General features: G+C 67.2%; 9 protein-coding genes and 4 CRISPR repeat arrays. Of the genes, 8 read left to right on the plus strand and 1 reads right to left on the minus strand.

The features are described from left to right. Positions 1-878: 878 nt before the first annotated feature. Positions 879-4,409, plus strand: coding sequence for an nSTAND1 domain-containing NTPase (locus SALPAC4_RS0119775; RefSeq protein WP_027644894.1), 3,531 nt, complete (start codon positions 879-881; stop codon positions 4,407-4,409). Here the strand turns inward: SALPAC4_RS0119775 and SALPAC4_RS0119780 are convergent, their stop codons facing one another. Beyond that, the gene (locus SALPAC4_RS0119780; RefSeq protein ID WP_018732471.1) at positions 4,410-4,676 is read right to left on the minus strand and encodes a hypothetical protein; all 267 of its coding nucleotides are present in this window, start codon (positions 4,674-4,676) and stop codon (positions 4,410-4,412) included. It abuts the gene before it with no gap. Positions 4,677-4,949: 273 nt separating this feature from the next. Further along, positions 4,950-5,833: direct repeats of the CRISPR family, unit length 29 nt; unit sequence CGGAGCACCCCCACGTGCGTGGGGAGGAC. Positions 5,834-5,924: 91 nt separating this feature from the next. Then, a CRISPR array of direct repeats spans positions 5,925-6,259; the repeat unit is 29 nt; unit sequence CGGAGCACCCCCACGTGCGTGGGGAGGAC. 91 nt (positions 6,260-6,350) lie between these two features. Then, positions 6,351-6,807: direct repeats of the CRISPR family, unit length 29 nt; unit sequence CGGAGCACCCCCACGTGCGTGGGGAGGAC. Positions 6,808-6,897: 90 nt separating this feature from the next. Further along, a CRISPR array of direct repeats spans positions 6,898-7,598; the repeat unit is 29 nt; unit sequence CGGAGCACCCCCACGTGCGTGGGGAGGAC. A gap of 108 nt (positions 7,599-7,706) precedes the next feature. On the opposite strand from SALPAC4_RS0119780, the gene SALPAC4_RS0119785 reads away from it, so the two are divergent. The 7 genes from SALPAC4_RS0119785 to cas1e all read left to right on the plus strand — a co-directional run bounded on the left by SALPAC4_RS0119785 (position 7,707) and on the right by cas1e (position 16,216). Further along, entirely contained in the window at positions 7,707-10,487 is a 2,781-nt protein-coding gene (locus SALPAC4_RS0119785) for a CRISPR-associated helicase/endonuclease Cas3 (RefSeq protein WP_033665015.1), read from the plus strand. 91 nt (positions 10,488-10,578) lie between these two features. Beyond that, positions 10,579-12,066, plus strand: a complete 1,488-nt coding sequence (casA, locus tag SALPAC4_RS0119790; protein WP_019871807.1) for a type I-E CRISPR-associated protein Cse1/CasA — start codon at positions 10,579-10,581, stop codon at positions 12,064-12,066. Further along, positions 12,066-12,731: a type I-E CRISPR-associated protein Cse2/CasB gene (casB, locus tag SALPAC4_RS0119795; protein WP_080640933.1), complete on the plus strand. Its 666-nt coding sequence runs from the start codon at positions 12,066-12,068 to the stop codon at positions 12,729-12,731. The genes casA and casB overlap by 1 nt, the downstream gene beginning before the upstream one ends. Next, positions 12,728-13,870: a type I-E CRISPR-associated protein Cas7/Cse4/CasC gene (cas7e, locus tag SALPAC4_RS0119800; RefSeq protein ID WP_019871809.1), complete on the plus strand. Its 1,143-nt coding sequence runs from the start codon at positions 12,728-12,730 to the stop codon at positions 13,868-13,870. Before casB ends, cas7e begins: the two co-directional genes overlap by 4 nt. After that, positions 13,867-14,640: a type I-E CRISPR-associated protein Cas5/CasD gene (gene cas5e, locus SALPAC4_RS0119805; RefSeq protein ID WP_019871810.1), complete on the plus strand. Its 774-nt coding sequence runs from the start codon at positions 13,867-13,869 to the stop codon at positions 14,638-14,640. The genes cas7e and cas5e overlap by 4 nt, the downstream gene beginning before the upstream one ends. Continuing rightward, entirely contained in the window at positions 14,637-15,257 is a 621-nt protein-coding gene (cas6e, locus tag SALPAC4_RS0119810; RefSeq protein WP_019871811.1) for a type I-E CRISPR-associated protein Cas6/Cse3/CasE, read from the plus strand. Before cas5e ends, cas6e begins: the two co-directional genes overlap by 4 nt. After that, complete coding sequence (gene cas1e / locus SALPAC4_RS0119815) at positions 15,254-16,216, plus strand: type I-E CRISPR-associated endonuclease Cas1e (RefSeq protein ID WP_019871812.1); 963 nt, start codon at positions 15,254-15,256, stop codon at positions 16,214-16,216. The genes cas6e and cas1e overlap by 4 nt, the downstream gene beginning before the upstream one ends.

A 16,216-nucleotide genomic window follows, 5' to 3' on the forward strand; every position in this document is an offset into this window, starting at 1 on the left:
TTTTTGTCCAGTTCGGGAGTGGCCGGGATTGATTTCCCATGCCGCCCAGGTGTCGAGCATTGATGGCACGACTGATTGTGGACTCCGCCATTCGATGTTCAACTCCTTGTGGCTTGAATCACATTATACGGCGGCTTGATGTGTGCTGATCTCGCGTCGAGTGCGGTGCCGGCAATGGTGCTTCCGATGAATCAATATTACAGCGAACCCGCTCTGGTTTCTAATCGCTGCTAGATGCTGACGGAGTGCTCTCAGTTCGCTCTAACATTGCAGAAACGGCAGCTTAACAAAGCTTCACTCTCTGTGACCTTGTGGAAGGTTAACGGGGATAGAGGGTGGTGGCCTGACACGAACGGTAACTATTTGAAGTCGGGTGACCTGTGTCACCGTGGCGTCGCGGTCACTCGTGTGGGTCTGGGTAACCGGGCCTCTTCGCAGGAAATATGATTTGCGTTTCCGGATTACCGCAGCACCGGTAACTGATCGCGGGGTGTCGCAGTCCTTTCCTCCCTTCATCAATAAGCGAACTTGGTCGATGGATTTGCCCCGACAAGCTCGGCGGACGTCCCGGGAACGACGCCCGGGTGCCCCACCGCCACCAGCACCGCACGTGCCGGACCTTTCAGGTTCTGGCTTGACAGTGGCTGGCTACCGACGTTGCCCAGGGCAGGTGGCGCATATGTGCGTGCGTACCTACCTTGCCGAGTCAACGTGGGCACGGGCTGGCGCGTTCCGCCGTCTACCCAGGGTTGCTGCACTACGGCGTCGGTGCGGTGCAAGCGCGAGGTGGTGTGGCGCTGCGGTGATCTCGACCTGTCACGGTCGGCTGTTGCTCAACTACGGTGGATGCGGCGGGGTAGGTGGTGTGGGGAGGCGGGATGCGGCAAGGCCGGCGTCCGTCGCTGACATTGCAGCTGTCTTTGCTGGTGGCGGCGATTCTGTTGGAGGTGGTCGCGAACTTCGCGGCGAACGCGGCTGCGAGTTCCCGTTTCGCTGCCGCGGTGCAGACTTTCTCCGGACCGGTGTTGATTGTGTTGTTGGTGGTGGTGATCGCTGGTGACGCGGTGGTGTTGTGGTGGGAGACTCCTCGTGGTGCACGGCCGGTGTGGGGCGGTGGTCGGTGTCCGTTCCCGGGTCTGGGGGCGTTCACAGAGCAGGACGCCGCGGTGTTTTTCGGCCGGGAGCAGCTGACCAGGGATCTGGTGCGGCGTCTGCATGTGCTTACCGGACAGCCGGCCGCCCGTTTTTTGTGTGTGACGGGAGCTTCGGGTAGCGGTAAGTCGTCGCTGGTGCACGCGGGTGTGGCACCGCGATTGCGGGGGCATCGGTGGCATGTGTTGCCGTCGGTTGTCCCGGCGGGGGAACCGTTGGGACGGTTGGCGGCGGTGGCGGCGCGGCTGAGCGGTGGGCAGCGGCAGGCTGTGCTGCGTGCGATGTGGGCTGATCAGGATGGTGTGGCGCACAGTATCGCGGCGTGGCGGGCGAAAACGGGAAACCGGTTTACTCGGGTGCTGCTGATTGTTGATCAGCTTGAGGAACTGGTCACGTTGTCCAGCCCGGCTGAGCGGAAGCTGTTCGTCGACCAGATCGCCTCCGCGCTCGCAGCGGACCGTCGGTTGTGGGTGTTGGCCACGCTGCGGGTCGAGTTTCTGGCGGACCTACTTGCGAGTGAGCATGCGGAGTTGTTCGCCGGGCCGGTGGCTGTCGGGGCGATGCGTCCCGCTGATCTGGAGGAGGTGATTGAGCAGCCTGCCCGGTTGGCGGGGGTGAGTTTCGAGGCGGGGTTGGTCGCCGAGATCGTGGAGGAGACCGGGACGCCGGATGCGTTGCCGCTGTTGGCGTACCTGTTACAGGAGTTGTACCTGACCATTGGTTCGGGGCGTGTGGTGACCCGGCAGATGTATCAGGCATCGGGTGGGGTTGCGGGGGCGCTGGCCCGGCAGGCGGACACCGTCCTCGCTGAGCTGCGCGGTCAGTACGACCCGGAGGTGATCCTGTCGACGCTGCTGCGGCTGGTGTCGATGGATGGGGCGGAGCCCACCCGGCGTCGCGTCCCGGCGGCTGAGCTGTCGGCGCAGCAGCGTCAGATCGTGGAGGTCTTTACCCAGGCCCGGCTGCTGACCTCCGACGTCAACGACGGCCGGCCGGTGGTGCAGGTGGCGCATGAGGCGTTGTTCCGTCAGTGGGCGCCACTGCGCCAGCAGGTCGAGACGAGAGCCGTGCATCTGAGACGGCGCGCTGAACTGGAACGCTGGGCGGGCGACTGGCAACGCTCCGGGCGCAGCCCCGACTATCTGCTCACCGGGGATCGGCTGGCGCTGGCGGGGCAGTGGCTGGAGGCGATGCGTTCGGCCGGGCAGGACACGCCGGCCGCCCGTGGTCTGGTCGAGGCGTCTCGGCGGCGGGACACGGCGTTCCTGCTGAGGGTGTCGGAGTCAGTCGGCCACTACGCGTTGACCAACGTCGACCGGTTCCCGGAACTGGCCGTGCTCCTGACCACCGCTGCGTTGACCGAGTGCCCCACCACCCCGGTCGCCCAACGGGCGTTGATGTCCGCGTTGGCGTCCAGCCACATCGAGGCCGTGCTGACCGGGCACACAGACGTCGTACGAGGGGTTGCCTGGGCGCCCGACGGGCGCAGCATCGCGACTGCCTCCCGCGACGGCACCGCCCGGTTGTGGGATGCCGACACCGCGATGGTGACCCACGTGCTGCATGGCCACACCGGCATGGTCGAGGCCATCGCCTTCTCCCCGGACTCCACCGTGGTTGCCACCGCGTCACGGGACACCACCATTCGAGTCTGGGACACGGCCACCGGCACCCCGATCACGGTACTAACCTGCGGCGACCAGGCCCGCAGCGTGGCCTGGTCCCCAGACGGCACCGCCCTGGCCGGGACCAGCCGCGACCACCTCACCCACCTGTGGGCCACCGCCACCTGGACGAAGCAGACCACCCTGACCGGCCACGCAGGCGATGTGTGGGGCGTCGACTGGGCACCGGACTCGTCCCGCCTGGCCACCGCCTCCCACGACCGCACAGTCATCGTCTGGGACGCGACCACCGGCCAAGCCGCCATCACGCTGCGCGGCCACCTCGACCTAGTCGAAGCCGTCGCCTTCTCACCCGACGGCCACTGGATCGCCACCGGATCGACCGACCGCACCGTGCGCATCTGGGACGCCCACAGCGGCAGCCAACACCGATGCATCGGCGGACACCGGGACGCGATCTGGTCGCTCACCTGGGCCGCCGATGGTGAACGGCTCACCCTCGCCGCTGGCGACGGCACCATCCGCGTATGGGACGTGACCCGGCTGCGCGAAGTCGCCGAGCTACGCGGGCACGAACACACCGCCTGGAGCGTCGCGGTCAGCCCGGACGGCACCCGGATCCTCAGCGGCTCCGCCGACCACACCGCAAGGCTCTGGACCCTGCACCCCCGCGGCGCCGAACAGGTCCAACTCACCGGTCACCACGCGGCCATCACCGCCCTTACCGCCACCAACGATGGCATCGTGACCGGATCCGCCGACGCCAGCATGCGCCGCTGGCACACCGACCACCGCCCACACGCCACTCCCCAGGCGCTGCCGGCGGCTGTGGTCGCCCTCGCCGGCACGCCGACCGGCTCCACGCTCGCCGTCGCCGTGCAAGACGGATCGACACACCTTTTCGACAGCTGCGGCACCCACCTGCTACTCGCCGGCACGGTGGAGTGTGAATCCCTGGCCTTCTCCCCGGACGGTAGCCGCCTCGCCGCCGGCGCCAAGGACAACACCATCCACATCTTCGACGTGCGCACCCGTACCCTGGCCGGCATCCTGACCGGACACGCCGACTGGATCGGCGCCCTCGCCTGGTCACCCAGTGGCCGGTATCTCGCCTCCGGCTCCGACGACCGCACCGTCCGCATCTGGGACATGCGCCACCCCAGCACCAGCACCGTCCTCGCCGGGCACCAAAACTACGTCGACGGGGTGGCCTGGGCGCCAGACGAACACCACCTCGCCAGCTGCTCCGCCGACTGGACCATCCGGGTCTGGAACCTGGCCGACCACACCCCGGTGCGCGAGCTCACCGGACACGACCGGCGAGTACGCGCCGTCGCCTACTCACCCGACGGCCGATACCTGGCCTCCGGCTCCGACGACCGCACCGTACGCCGCTGGAACACCCACGCCGACTACGAAAGCGACGTCATCGGAGTCCATCGCGACGCCGTCACCTGCCTGGCCTGGCTACCCGACGGCAACCACGTCGTCACCGGCTCAACCGACGCCACCACCCGAATCTGGTCCACCGAAGTCGACCTCGACGCGCTCCTGCACGCGGCACGCCACCGAGTCGTCCGGACCCTCACTCCCGACGAACGCGCCGCCCACCGCCTACCGGCAGCAGAGTAGCTACAAGACCTGCTCTACCTCACGGACCTGCTCACCCACCAGGAACTCCGCCGGATTCACCCCCAACCGCTCCCGCTGCGGCGACGCCCAATAGTCCGCGTTAGCCTCCGCGAACGACCGACCCCCCTCGTAGGAAAGCACCCAAATATGGGCGTTCGCGTCCCGGTCCACCCACGAACCGTGCACCTCAAAACCGAACTCCCGCCGCAACGGAACAATCAACCTCCGCCACGCATCAACCCACTCATCCAACCGACCCACCCGCACCAGATACGTACGAACCTGAACTGTCCTCACCGCGCCCACACCCCTCCCAGCACGACAACCTGCCAATCACAACGCCGCTTACTGTATGGCCAGGACTTTCAGAAACGGCCAGGCCGACGCTGGTGTAACCGGCGCGGACAGCGTCGAGGACGGAGCACCCCACGTGCGCGGGGAGGACAACTCAAACAAGATCCAAAACATTACTAATGCCGGAGCACCCCCACACGTGCGTGGGGAGGACGGGTTGAGCGCGACGTTGAGGCTCAGCTCAGGCGGAGCACCCCCACGTGCATGGGGAGGACCGGTCCCCGCCGTCGTTGTACCGGTCGTCGTACGGAGCACCCCCACGTGCGTGGGGAGGACCAGCGCGGCGTAGTACATGCACCCGAAGAACGCGGAGCACCCCCACGTGCGTGGGGAGGACGCGCAGGACGTGGTTGCCGCGCCATCGTCCGGCGGAGCACCCCCACGTGCGTGGGGAGGACCGATCCCCACGCAGGTACCGGCGGAGATCATGCGGAGCACCCCCACGTGCGTGGGGAGGACATGACCACCACCACACAGCCCGAGGCGGACGACGGAGCACCCCCACGTGCGTGGGGAGGACCGCCTCGCCGTCCTCTCCCCAGAAGGCGGCATCGGAGCACCCCCACGTGCGTGGGGAGGACCAGCGCGGCGTAGTACATGCACCCGAAGAACGCGGAGCACCCCCACGTGCGTGGGGAGGACCGCAGCATCCGGGCCCGACCACTCGTGCACCGTGGAGCACCCCCACGTGCGTGGGGAGGACCTCTTCTGATACGCGCGCACACTCGAATCAGTCGGAGCACCCCCACGTGCGTGGGGAGGACGGGTGTGCTGAGCGTTTGGGAGTCATGCAGCGCGGAGCACCCCCACGTGCGTGGGGAGGACCTGTCAAACCAGGCCGCGGTGACACGCGCCGGCGGAGCACCCCCACGTGCGTGGGGAGGACGCGTCAGCGACGACATCCACATGACCGACAGGCGGAGCACCCCCACGTGCGTGGGGAGGACCGACCGAGCGGGACGGCTCGACACACCCTCTGCGGAGCACCCCCACGTGCGTGGGGAGGACAGCCCGCCGCGTTCCCCGACGGTGTTACCCAGCGGAGCACCCCCACGTGCGTGGGGAGGACACCAACGCGACCGGATCCGGGACATCCATCAACGGAGCACCCCACGTGCGTGGGGAGGACAGCGGCCGACTGATGCGGGGCGGTGGACTTGGGGGAGCACCCCCACGTGCGTGGGGAGGACCTCAACGCGGCGATGACCGCGAACCCCATTGGCGGAGCACCCCCACGTGCGTGGGGAGGACGTCGCCATCGGACCGCCTGGCGCCACCCGCGTCGGAGCACCCCCACGTGCGTGGGGAGGACGATCAGCGGCGGCCACTGCATGCCGTCGGAGGCGGAGCACCCCCACGTGCGTGGGGAGGACCCCGACCCCGATACCCCGCAGGCCGTCGTCTACGGAGCACCCCCACGTGCGTGGGGAGGACCGCCCGTAACGCCACCGCCAGGGCCTCGGATGCGGAGCACCCCCACGTGCGTGGGGAGGACACCGCGACCGCCCGACGCAGATCGTCGTACTGCGGAGCACCCCACGTGCGTGGGGAGGACGCGACTGGGCGGTGCCCACGGGTCACTCTTGGCGGAGCACCCCCACGTGCGTGGGGAGGACCAACGCGCGCTCGCCGAACGGGCCTTCTACAACGGAGCACCCCCACGTGCGTGGGGAGGACGGGTGCCTGCTCTACCCCGGCCGGGTGCACACCGGAGCACCCCCACGTGCGTGGGGAGGATCGAAGGAAGCGTGCACGATCGGCTACGACCTACGGAGCACCCCCACGTGCGTGGGGAGGACAGGACCCACCGGCCCCGGGCTGTACGGATCAGCGGAGTACCCCCACGTGCGTGGGGAGGACCACCGCCGAGTACGCCCACGACCAGGACACGATGGAGCACCCCCACGTGCGTGGGGAGGACAATGCGTTGGAGTCGACCACGTAGTCGATCTGCGGAGCACCCCCACGTGCGTGGGGAGGACCTGGTCCTGGGTTCCGGCGCGTACTCGGAAGGCGGAGCACCCCCACGTGCGTGGGGAGGACGGGTCCTTGATCGACAGTAGGCCGGTCGTGATCGGAGCACCCACGTGCGTGGGGAGGACAACGTTGGTTGGCCCAACGTTGGCTGATCGGACGGAGCACCCCCACGTGCGTGGGGAGGACGGTGACAGGGTTAACGGCCGGAAATGACTACAAGGAGCACCCCCACGTGCGTGGGGAGGACTGCACTACGCCGCCACCACCCCACACCAGCTACGGAGCACCCCCACGTGCGTGGGGAGGACTGGTCGTGCTGGTCTCTGCCGCCGGCTACGGCCGGAGCACCCCCACGTGCGTGGGGAGGACGGTGATGCTGCCTGGATGGCTCGGACCCAAGCCGGAGCACCCCCACGTGCGTGGGGAGGACGTACCTCGACAGGATGCCGTGCTTGAAAACCGCGGAGCACCCCCACGTGCGTGGGGAGGACACTGTCGAACGGGCCGCGCTCCTCGGCGAGTACGGAGCACCCCCACGTGCGTGGGGAGGACCCTCGCACGACGATGCCCCGGGCCAAGATGGTCGGAGCACCCCCACGTGCGTGGGGAGGACCTCGACACATCACAAAAAGAGGCGATGTCCAACGGAGCACCCCCACGTGCGTGGGGAGGACACGAGCCGCGCGTGTCGGAGGTCACCGTCCAGCGGAGCACCCCCACGTGCGTGGGGAGGACACCTGTGCGACTAACTGCGGGATGTTGTACTGCGGAGCACCCCCACGTGCGTGGGGAGGACGGAGCGGGGGTCGAGCCGCGTGCAAGTCGGTGCCGGAGCACCCCCACGTGCGTGGGGAGGACACTTCGTGACCTGCGCTTCTATCAGCCGTGGGCGCGGTTTTGCGTCGGTCGAGTCGTGGTGTCGTACGGCTGTGGTTGCATGCTGATGCCCTTGCCGAGCGGGTACGAATGGAGGGGGTCGAATTGGGGGTCGACCATGACGGGGTCGATGCTGGGATCTGGGGCAAGTCTAACCATCTCCCGAGACCGTATCCATTGCTCTGGCATTTGATTGATACCGCGGCCGTTGCTGGTGCGTTGTGGGATCGCTATTTGGCCCCGAACCAACGGAGGGTCATCGCGGAGGGGCTGGCCACCGACGACAGCCACGCTAAATCGTTGATCATGTTTTGGGCGGGGTTACACGATGTCGGCAAGGCAACCCCGGGGTTTCAGAAGAAGGACGGGAGCGCGTTCGATGCGCTGCGGAGTGCTGGTTCATATGAGGATGTTGTAGGCGATGGCTCGCTGAGGCATGACACCGCTGGTCAGCTGGCTTTGCCGGGTCTTCTTGCTCCTTTGGGGTATCCGCAGTTGGTCAGGCGGGTCAGTGACCGCTTGGCCTACCGCGTCGCTCAGATCGTCGGTGGCCATCACGGGCGTTTCCAGCAAACCAGTGGTCCCCATGGTGGCCAGTTGCAGCTGGGCAAGGGCGGCTGGTCGAAGCAGCGCGCGGCCCTGGTGCGGGTGGTGCACGAGGCCGTGGGTTCACCCAAGCGGCCGTCGGCGATAGGTGCCGCAGCCAGTGTGCTGGTCACGGGGGTCGTGATCCTCGCGGACTGGCTGGCCAGCCAGGAGCACTTCTTGCGTCAGCAGTCTTCACGAGTGCCGCAGTACACGGGCACCGAAGCTGCGTCGACTCATCTCGCGGCCTTATCCGCGCCCGCTGCCGCCCTGCTCGACGACGCCGGCTTGGGGTCACCGTCTTTTCGGGCGGTGCGTTTCGATGATCTGTTCCCGCACCGTCCGAACGCTCTTCAGCGGTCGATCATTGAGGAGTTGCTGCCGGTGGTCGACAGTCCGGGCCTGTTGGTCGTGACGGCGGCTACGGGGGACGGGAAGACCGAAGCCGCTCTGGTGGCTGCCAAACGGTTGGCCGAGGTATGCGGGGCGCACGGGTTCTTCTTCGCTTTGCCGACTATGGCGACCTCCGACGAGATGTATCGCCGGGTGCGGGCGTTTGCTGCCCGGCTTGCCGCCGGTCCGGCGCCGGTCACGCTGCTGCACAGCATGTCGTGGTTGAACGCTGAGTACGAGGCTCGGGCGGTTGTCGACCCCGGTGGTGCGGCTGAGGTGGTGTCCGATGATCCCAGTGGTGATGTGGTGGCACCGGAGTGGCTGCGCGGCCCCAAGCGGGGGCTGCTGGCGCCCATGGCGGTGGGCACGGTTGACCAGGCGTTGCTTGCCGTGCTGACCACCAAGCACAATGCGCTGCGTCTGCTCGGTCTCTCGGGCAAGGTGTTCGTCGTTGACGAGGCGCATGCGTACGACGACTTCACGACCTCCCTGCTGTGTCACCTGTTGAACTGGTTGGGGGCCTACGGATGCCCGGTCGTCCTGCTGTCGGCGACGTTGCCCTCGTCGCAGGCGGCGACTCTGGTAGGGGCGTACGAGGAGGGTGCTGGCGTCGGGCCGACCAACACGTCTGTGCCCTATCCGGGTTGGACGTTCGTGCCGGCGATCCAGGGGCGCGCCACGGTTTCGATCTCACCAACGATGCGGGAGGCTCTGGTCTCGGGTAGGACCGTGGAGTTCACGCTCGACGTACGCCCGGTTCGTCACCTCGTCGGGTCGGAGCGCGACCCAGCGGATCGTAGGGCCGTGGTGCGGCAGGTGCTGGCGCCGGTGGCCGAGCAGGGTGGGTGCGCTGCCGTGGTCTGCAACACGGTCAGCGACGCCCAGCAGACCTACCGCGTCGTTCGTGACTGGGCATCCGAGGGAGTGGATGTGGTGCTGCTGCACTCTCGTTTCCCGGCTCGGCGCCGGGAGGAGATCACGACGCAGATCACCAGTCGGCTGGGGAAGGAGGGCAATCGCCCTAAATCGATGATCGTGGTTGCTACTCAAGTGCTGGAGCAGTCACTTGACCTGGACTTCGACCTGTTGGTGACGGATCTGGTGCCGATGGCGCAGCTGTTGCAACGTGCCGGTCGGTGTCATCGACACCACAGGACGAGGCCGCCGTGGGCTGCGCAACCGCGGGTGGTGGTTCTCGACCCGCGGGGCCCGGACGGTGTCGAGCATGTCAGGCCGGCTGCTTGGGGAGACGTGTACGCGCGGTACCTGCTGCGGGCCACACACCTTCGGCTGATGGGTGTCGATACGATTGCTGTTCCACGCGCGGTGCAGGGTCATGTGGAAGCGGTGTATGTACCCCAGGAGATCCACAATGATCCGGTACTGAGCGCGGAACACAACGAGTGTCGCGCCCAGGCGATGGCGGAACGTGGGACAGCTGAGCTCGGTGTCATTCCGGAGCCCGTCGGGTTGGCCGACCTGGTCGCGCTGAGTCAAACCGAAACGCCGGAATGGCGTGCATCCACCCGACTGGGAGCGGAATCAGAGCGGGTGCTGTGCTGCTACCACGACCCTGACGGCATGCAGTGGCTCGACCCCCAGGGGCGCATCCCGCTACCGCAAAGGGGATCCGGGCCCGACGGCCGTTTCCGCAGCGAGGAGGTTCGTGCCATTCTCCAGGAGACGATCCCGCTTCGCGCTGACATCCTCACGGGATATGACCCACCCGCCGCCTTGCCAGCAAGCTGGGGCAACAACGCCTGGCTGAAGCGTATCCGACCGCTGTGGCTTCCGATCCTCCCGACGGGTCCAGGCCCGGCCACCTGGGCCCGTCGATCGGTGCACCTTGACCCCGAGCTTGGCCTCGTCGTCGCAACCGCAGGAGCGGAGTAGGGGCTGTTGTTAGTCATTAATCCGACATGGGGCTTCGCGCTGGACGAGCGGCTCGGCAATATCAGGCGATCTGTCGTCAGGAGTCATACTAATGACGAAATCTTTCGATCTAGTTGATCAGCCGTGGATATCGGTCGCGGCAAACGGCGAGCCGGAGCTGGTCGGCCTTCGGGAGCTTTTTGCCCGTGCGGCCGAATTCGATGACCTGGCTGTTCCGGTGCCGCCGGCGGCGTCCGGGCTATGGCGAATTCTGTACGCGATCACTGCACGGGTGACTGGCCTGGACATGCTGCGCGGGCCACAGTGGCGGCAGCGGCAGGAGCGGCTGCTTGACCAGGGCGGGTTCGCCGCAGGCGACGTTGATGCCTACTTTGCGAAATACTCCGACCGCTTTAACCTGTTCGATCCGCTTCGTCCGTGGATGCAGGATCCCCGGCTTGTTGTCGAGTGTCCGAAGTCCTCCGGGGTCAACAAGCTGGTGTTCGACCGTCCAGCGGGCAACTCTCAGGTGTGGTTCGGCCATCACACGGATGCCGACGCGGTGGCTCTGGCTCCGGGGGAGGCGGCGTGGTATCTGATCGCGCAGCTGTATTACGGCGCATCTGGGCGGTGCAGCAGCCGTGAGGTGGCCGGGCAGAAATTCGCCAACAGCAACGCCGGCCCGCTGCGGGGGGCCATGTCGTATCACCCGCTCGGGGAGAACCTGTTCGAGTCGCTGGTCGTGGGGGTGCCCCCACGGGTGTCATCAGGGCAGGACGAAGGGCTTGACCTGTGCCCGTGGGAGCGCGATGAGTTGCCGGATCCGCTCGGTGCGCCATGGTCGGTGTCGTGGCCGTGTGGCGCGTTGACCGGCCGTGCGCGACATGCCGTGCTGCTGGTTCCAAACGCCGCCGGTGAGGCCGTGTCGGATGCCTACGTCACCTGGGCGTGGCGGCTTTCCGGGGCGGCGTCTCCTGATCCGTACGTGGTGCGTCGGCAGAACAAGGAGGGCGGTTGGTACCAGCTGCCGGCCGACGGCTCCCGGGCTCTGTGGCGGGACGTTGACGCCCTGCTGGGCGGCAACACCGAGGTCAAGACGCACCGTCCCGACATTATGGCTGCCGCCGCCGACCTCGGTCTCGACGGACGGGTGCGCGCGTATGGCTTCGATCAGGACGGGCAGGCCAAGGATCGGCAGTGGTTCATCGCGCTGACCCCACCAGTTCTTGGTTGGTTGAGTGAGCGCGACCCGGTGACCGCCGACGGCGTGGCCCTGTTGACCCGGGCGGCGGAGTCGATCGGTCGGCGTGTCGGGGCCGCACTGCGGCAGGCCTGGCGGGAGATGGTTAGCGTCAAGGACCGGGAGGGCCCGTGGGCTCATACGGGTGAGGCGTACTACTGGACGCGAGCCGAGGCGGTGTTCTGGGAGCACGTGCGAGACGGCCGTTTCGCCGAGGGCGGGCGGGCTTTCGCGCGGTTAGGGCACGAGGCCATCGACCACGCCGCGGATGGCGATGCCAGCTCACCGCGCCTGGTGCGGGCCACGCAGACGGCGCATCGGCTGTTGACAACACCGTTGAGGAAGGGATCGGGCGCGTGATGTCCACGGAGATTGAAGAACGGCCTTCCGACCGGTTCGCGAGGCGGGTCACCGAGCGGTGCCGTCGTGATCGTGGCCAGCGTGCGGCGCTGCGCCGAGGTCTACGTCGTCCTCCCGAGCAGGCGCACACCATGCATGCCGTTGTCGCCCCATTGCTGTCGGCGTCGGTGACGCAGGAACACGAGTATGCCCACTACGCCGTAGCGGCGATGATCGCCGCGTCGGTTCGTGACAGGACAAACGTCGAACCCCCCGACGTCGAGCCAGCGAACGTCACTGACGCCGAGGAGGTAGCCGCCGCAGCGGACGCCGACATCACGCCGCATAGCCGCCCCAATCTGGGGCAGTCGTTGGCCTGGGCGGTGTGCCGGCCGGGCCTTGGCCGTCGGGCGATGAACCGGGCTACCGCGGAGAAGCGACTGCATCTGCTGGTCCGGCAGGGCTACCCCGGCGTCTACCAACACCTAGCCGGGGTGGTGCGGCACCTCGGCGCGGTCGAGGTCCAGGTGAACTGGGGGCAACTCCTCGACGACCTCTGTCAGTGGCGGTACCGCCGTGACCAGGTCGCCAAGCGATGGCTCCAGTCCTACTACCGCACCCTGCACGAAGCCGACCGCCGCGCCGAGCAGCAGAAAGACAACCCGAGCCTGGAGGAGCCCGCATGACCGCCCGTTACGTCGACATCCATGTGCTGCAGACCGTCCCATACGCCAATCTCAACCGCGACGATCTGGGCTCACCGAAGGCTGTGCGCTTCGGCTACGCCGATCGCACCCGGGTCTCCAGCCAATCCTGGAAGCGAGCCGTTCGGCGGGAGCTGGAGGAATCGTCAGGTGACAAGGCCAAGCGCACCCGGCGGCTGCCGCAGGCCATCCAGGCTCGGCTCACCGGATCCGACTGGGACTCGGAGCTGGCGGCCTTCGCGGCGACGCAGGTCATGGCCACGCTCGCCACGATCGCGGTCAAGGCCGATGGCTTCAAGGTGGACAAAGCCACCGGTGAGGCGCAGGTGCTGTTCTACCTGCCGGAGCGGGCCTTCGACATGCTCGCTGATGTCTGCGTGCAGCAGCGTGATCGGCTCATCGGCCTGCGGTCCGGCGCGCTCAAGCTCAAGAAGGGTGAGGCGCCGTTGCCGGCCGACGCCGTCCGCGCGGCGATGGAGCGCCGCAGCGATGTGATCAACCTGTTCGGGCGGATGCTGGCGGAACTGCCCGGCAGCAACGTCGACGGGGCGGTCCAGGTTGCCCACGCGTTCACCACCCACGGCACGGACCCGCAGGTCGACTTCTTCACTGCCGTCGATGACCTCAAGCAGGACGCCGACCAGGCCGGCAGCGGGCACATGAACAGCGCCGAGTTCAGCACCGGCACGTTCTACCGGTACGCCAGCGTCAACCTGGAAGACCTTGCCCACAACCTCGGCGACCCGGCCACCGCGGTCGAGCTGACCACGGCGTTCCTGTCGGCGTTCATCACCGCCATGCCGCAGGCCAAAAAGAACGCCACCGCACCGTTCACGGTTCCCGAACTGGCCTACATCGCGGTTCGCGCCGACCGGCCTGTATCACTGGCCAGCGCCTTCGAAACCCCGGTACGGGCCACATTCGACAGCGGATACGCCGAGCCGTCACGTCGGCAGCTCGCCGAGTACGCCGGAAAGATCTACCGATTGATCGGCGACCAGGGAAGGGTCTACCACGGTTGCGCTAGCGTCGACGACAAAGGCTTGGAACAGCTCGGCGAGACCCGCCAGAGCTTCGACAACCTGATCGCCGCCGCCGTCGACAAACTGAGGGCGAAATGACGGGTCTGCTGCTGCGGCTGGCCGGGCCCATGCAATCGTGGGGTGACCACAGCACCTTTAGCGTCCGAGACACCGGCACCGTCCCCACCCGATCGGCCATGATCGGCATCATCGCCGCCGCTCAGGGCAGGCGCCGCGGCGAGCCGCTCGGCGACCTCGCTCCGGTGCAGTTCACTGTCCGCGTCGACCGACCCGGCACGGTCATGTCCGACTTCCACACCGTCGGCGGTGGTGCACCGCCGGAACGGACCGTACCGACAGCAGAAGGCAAACGCAGGAAGGAGGGTGTCGGCACCATCGTGTCGCGTCGGTTCTACCTGGCAGACGCGGTGTTCACCGTCGCCGTCAACGGCCCGGATGAACTCGTGGGTCACATTCACACGGCCTTGAACAACCCGGTCTGGGGGCCGTACCTCGGACGCCGTTCCTGCCCCGTTGAGCACCCTTTCCTGCTGTCCGGCCCGATCCCCGACCCCGTCGGCCACCTAGAACACCTACCGCTCAACCGACGCCGCCCCCCGGGCGACGAGGAGACCGTCAGGGTGGACTTCGTCGCCGGGCAGCCAAGCGGCGACGGCGCCGCCAGCCGGATGACACTCAACGACGTACCCATGGAACCAGTGCCCGGAAACCCTGACCCGCGTCGACGGCGATACCTCACCCGCCAGGTTTACGTCACCACCCGCAGCCTGCCCGCCGATCTGTGCGCCGGCACCGGCATCGAATACTTGAACGCGCTGCACGATCATCTGCGAGGAGTCCGAACGTGACCGCCTGGCTGACCCGGATCGCACTCGACCTCCGCCACCAGGCGGCACGACAGGACCTACGCGACGTCACCGCTTTGCACCGTCGCGTGATGTCGCTGGCGCCGGACGGTCTCGGCGAGCAGCCACGACGCTATGCGGGTGTGCTCTTCCGGCTCGACCACACCACCGCCGGCCCGGTACTACTGATCCAAACTGCACTACCACCGGACCAAACCCGACTGCCCAACGGCTATGGCACCATCGACACCCGCGACATCAGCCCGCTACTCAAAGCCATCACAAATGGAATGGTCACGCACTACCGGATCGCCGCCAACGCCTCCAAACGAGCGTGGAAGGGCGACAGTGCCGGCAAGATCGTCGCCCTGTCCGGTCAACAGGCGGAGCAGTGGTGGCAGCGTAAGGCCGAGGGCGCCGGCCTCAACCTGCGCTACCTGCGCGCCGAGCCACAACCGGCCGCTCGCGGACGCGCCATCCCCGTACGCCACGCCATCACCCTGTTCGAAGGACAAGCGGTGATCACCGACGCGGACCAGGTCCGCGCAGCTGTGCTGGCCGGCATCGGCCGCGGACGCTCGTTCGGCTGCGGTCTACTCAGCCTCGCACCGATGAGATGAGCACCAGCGCCCAGCGGCGACTCGCCGCACCGACCCTGGCCATGCTGCCCCGCGTGGCGGACTCGCTGAGCTTCCTCTACGCCGACATCGTTCGGATCGTCCAGGACGACACCGGAGTCCTCGCCCAGGTCGATACCCCGAAAGGGGCCGAACGGGTCTATCTGCCCACAGCCGCGATCAGCTGCCTTCTCCTCGGACCCGGCACCTCGATCACCCATCACGCCCTGTCCACCCTCGCCCGCCACGGCACCACCGTCGTCTGCGTCGGCTCCGGCGTCGTCCGCTGCTACGCCGGCATCACCCCCACCTCCCTGACCACCAACTGGCTGGAAAAGCAGGCCCGCTCCTGGGCCGACGACAACACCCGCCTACACGTAGCAGTACGCATGTACGAGCAACGCTTCGGCGAATCCGTACCCGAGGGCACCACGCTGGCCCAGCTTCGTGGCATGGAAGGCCAGCGCATGAAAACGCTCTACCGCCTGCTGGCCCAGAGGTATCGAACCGGAAAATTTCGCCGCAACTACGACCCCAATAAGTGGGAGACCCAGGACCCGGTCAACCTTGCGTTGTCAGCGGCCAGCGCCTGCCTATACGGAGTGGTCCACGCCGTCATCCTCGCCCTGGGTTGCTCACCGGCACTCGGCTTTGTGCACAGCGGCACCCAACATGCCTTCGTCTACGACATCGCCGACCTCTACAAGGCTAAAGTCACCGTGCCGCTCGCCTTCTCCATGAGCACCTCCGCCCAACCCGAGCGAGACGTACGCCGCAAGCTGCGCGACGAGTTCCGGCTGCTCAAGCTGATGCCGACGATCGTCACCGACATTCAGCGCCTACTCGACCCCGACAGCACACCCAAACAGCGGCAACCTGCGGCCGATATCACCTCCCTCTGGGATCCGGAGATGGGAGCGATGCCGTCCGGAGTCAACTACAGCTCAGACCCCTGGGACTAG

This window comes from Salinispora oceanensis, assembly GCF_000383575.1.
In the GTDB taxonomy this organism is placed as follows: domain Bacteria; phylum Actinomycetota; class Actinomycetes; order Mycobacteriales; family Micromonosporaceae; genus Micromonospora; species Micromonospora oceanensis.

Bases quoted from the DNA above. Each gene is read 5' to 3' on its own strand.
- cas5e (WP_019871810.1), top strand. From the start codon at position 13,867: ATGACGGGTCTGCTGCTGCGGCTGGCCGGGCCCATGCAATCGTGGGGT.
- SALPAC4_RS0119785 (WP_033665015.1), top strand. From the start codon at position 7,707: ATGGAGGGGGTCGAATTGGGGGTCGACCATGACGGGGTCGATGCTGGG.
- SALPAC4_RS0119775 (WP_027644894.1), top strand. From the start codon at position 879: ATGCGGCAAGGCCGGCGTCCGTCGCTGACATTGCAGCTGTCTTTGCTG.
- cas7e (WP_019871809.1), top strand. From the start codon at position 12,728: ATGACCGCCCGTTACGTCGACATCCATGTGCTGCAGACCGTCCCATAC.
- casB (WP_080640933.1), top strand. From the start codon at position 12,066: ATGTCCACGGAGATTGAAGAACGGCCTTCCGACCGGTTCGCGAGGCGG.
- cas1e (WP_019871812.1), top strand. From the start codon at position 15,254: ATGAGCACCAGCGCCCAGCGGCGACTCGCCGCACCGACCCTGGCCATG.
- casA (WP_019871807.1), top strand. From the start codon at position 10,579: ATGACGAAATCTTTCGATCTAGTTGATCAGCCGTGGATATCGGTCGCG.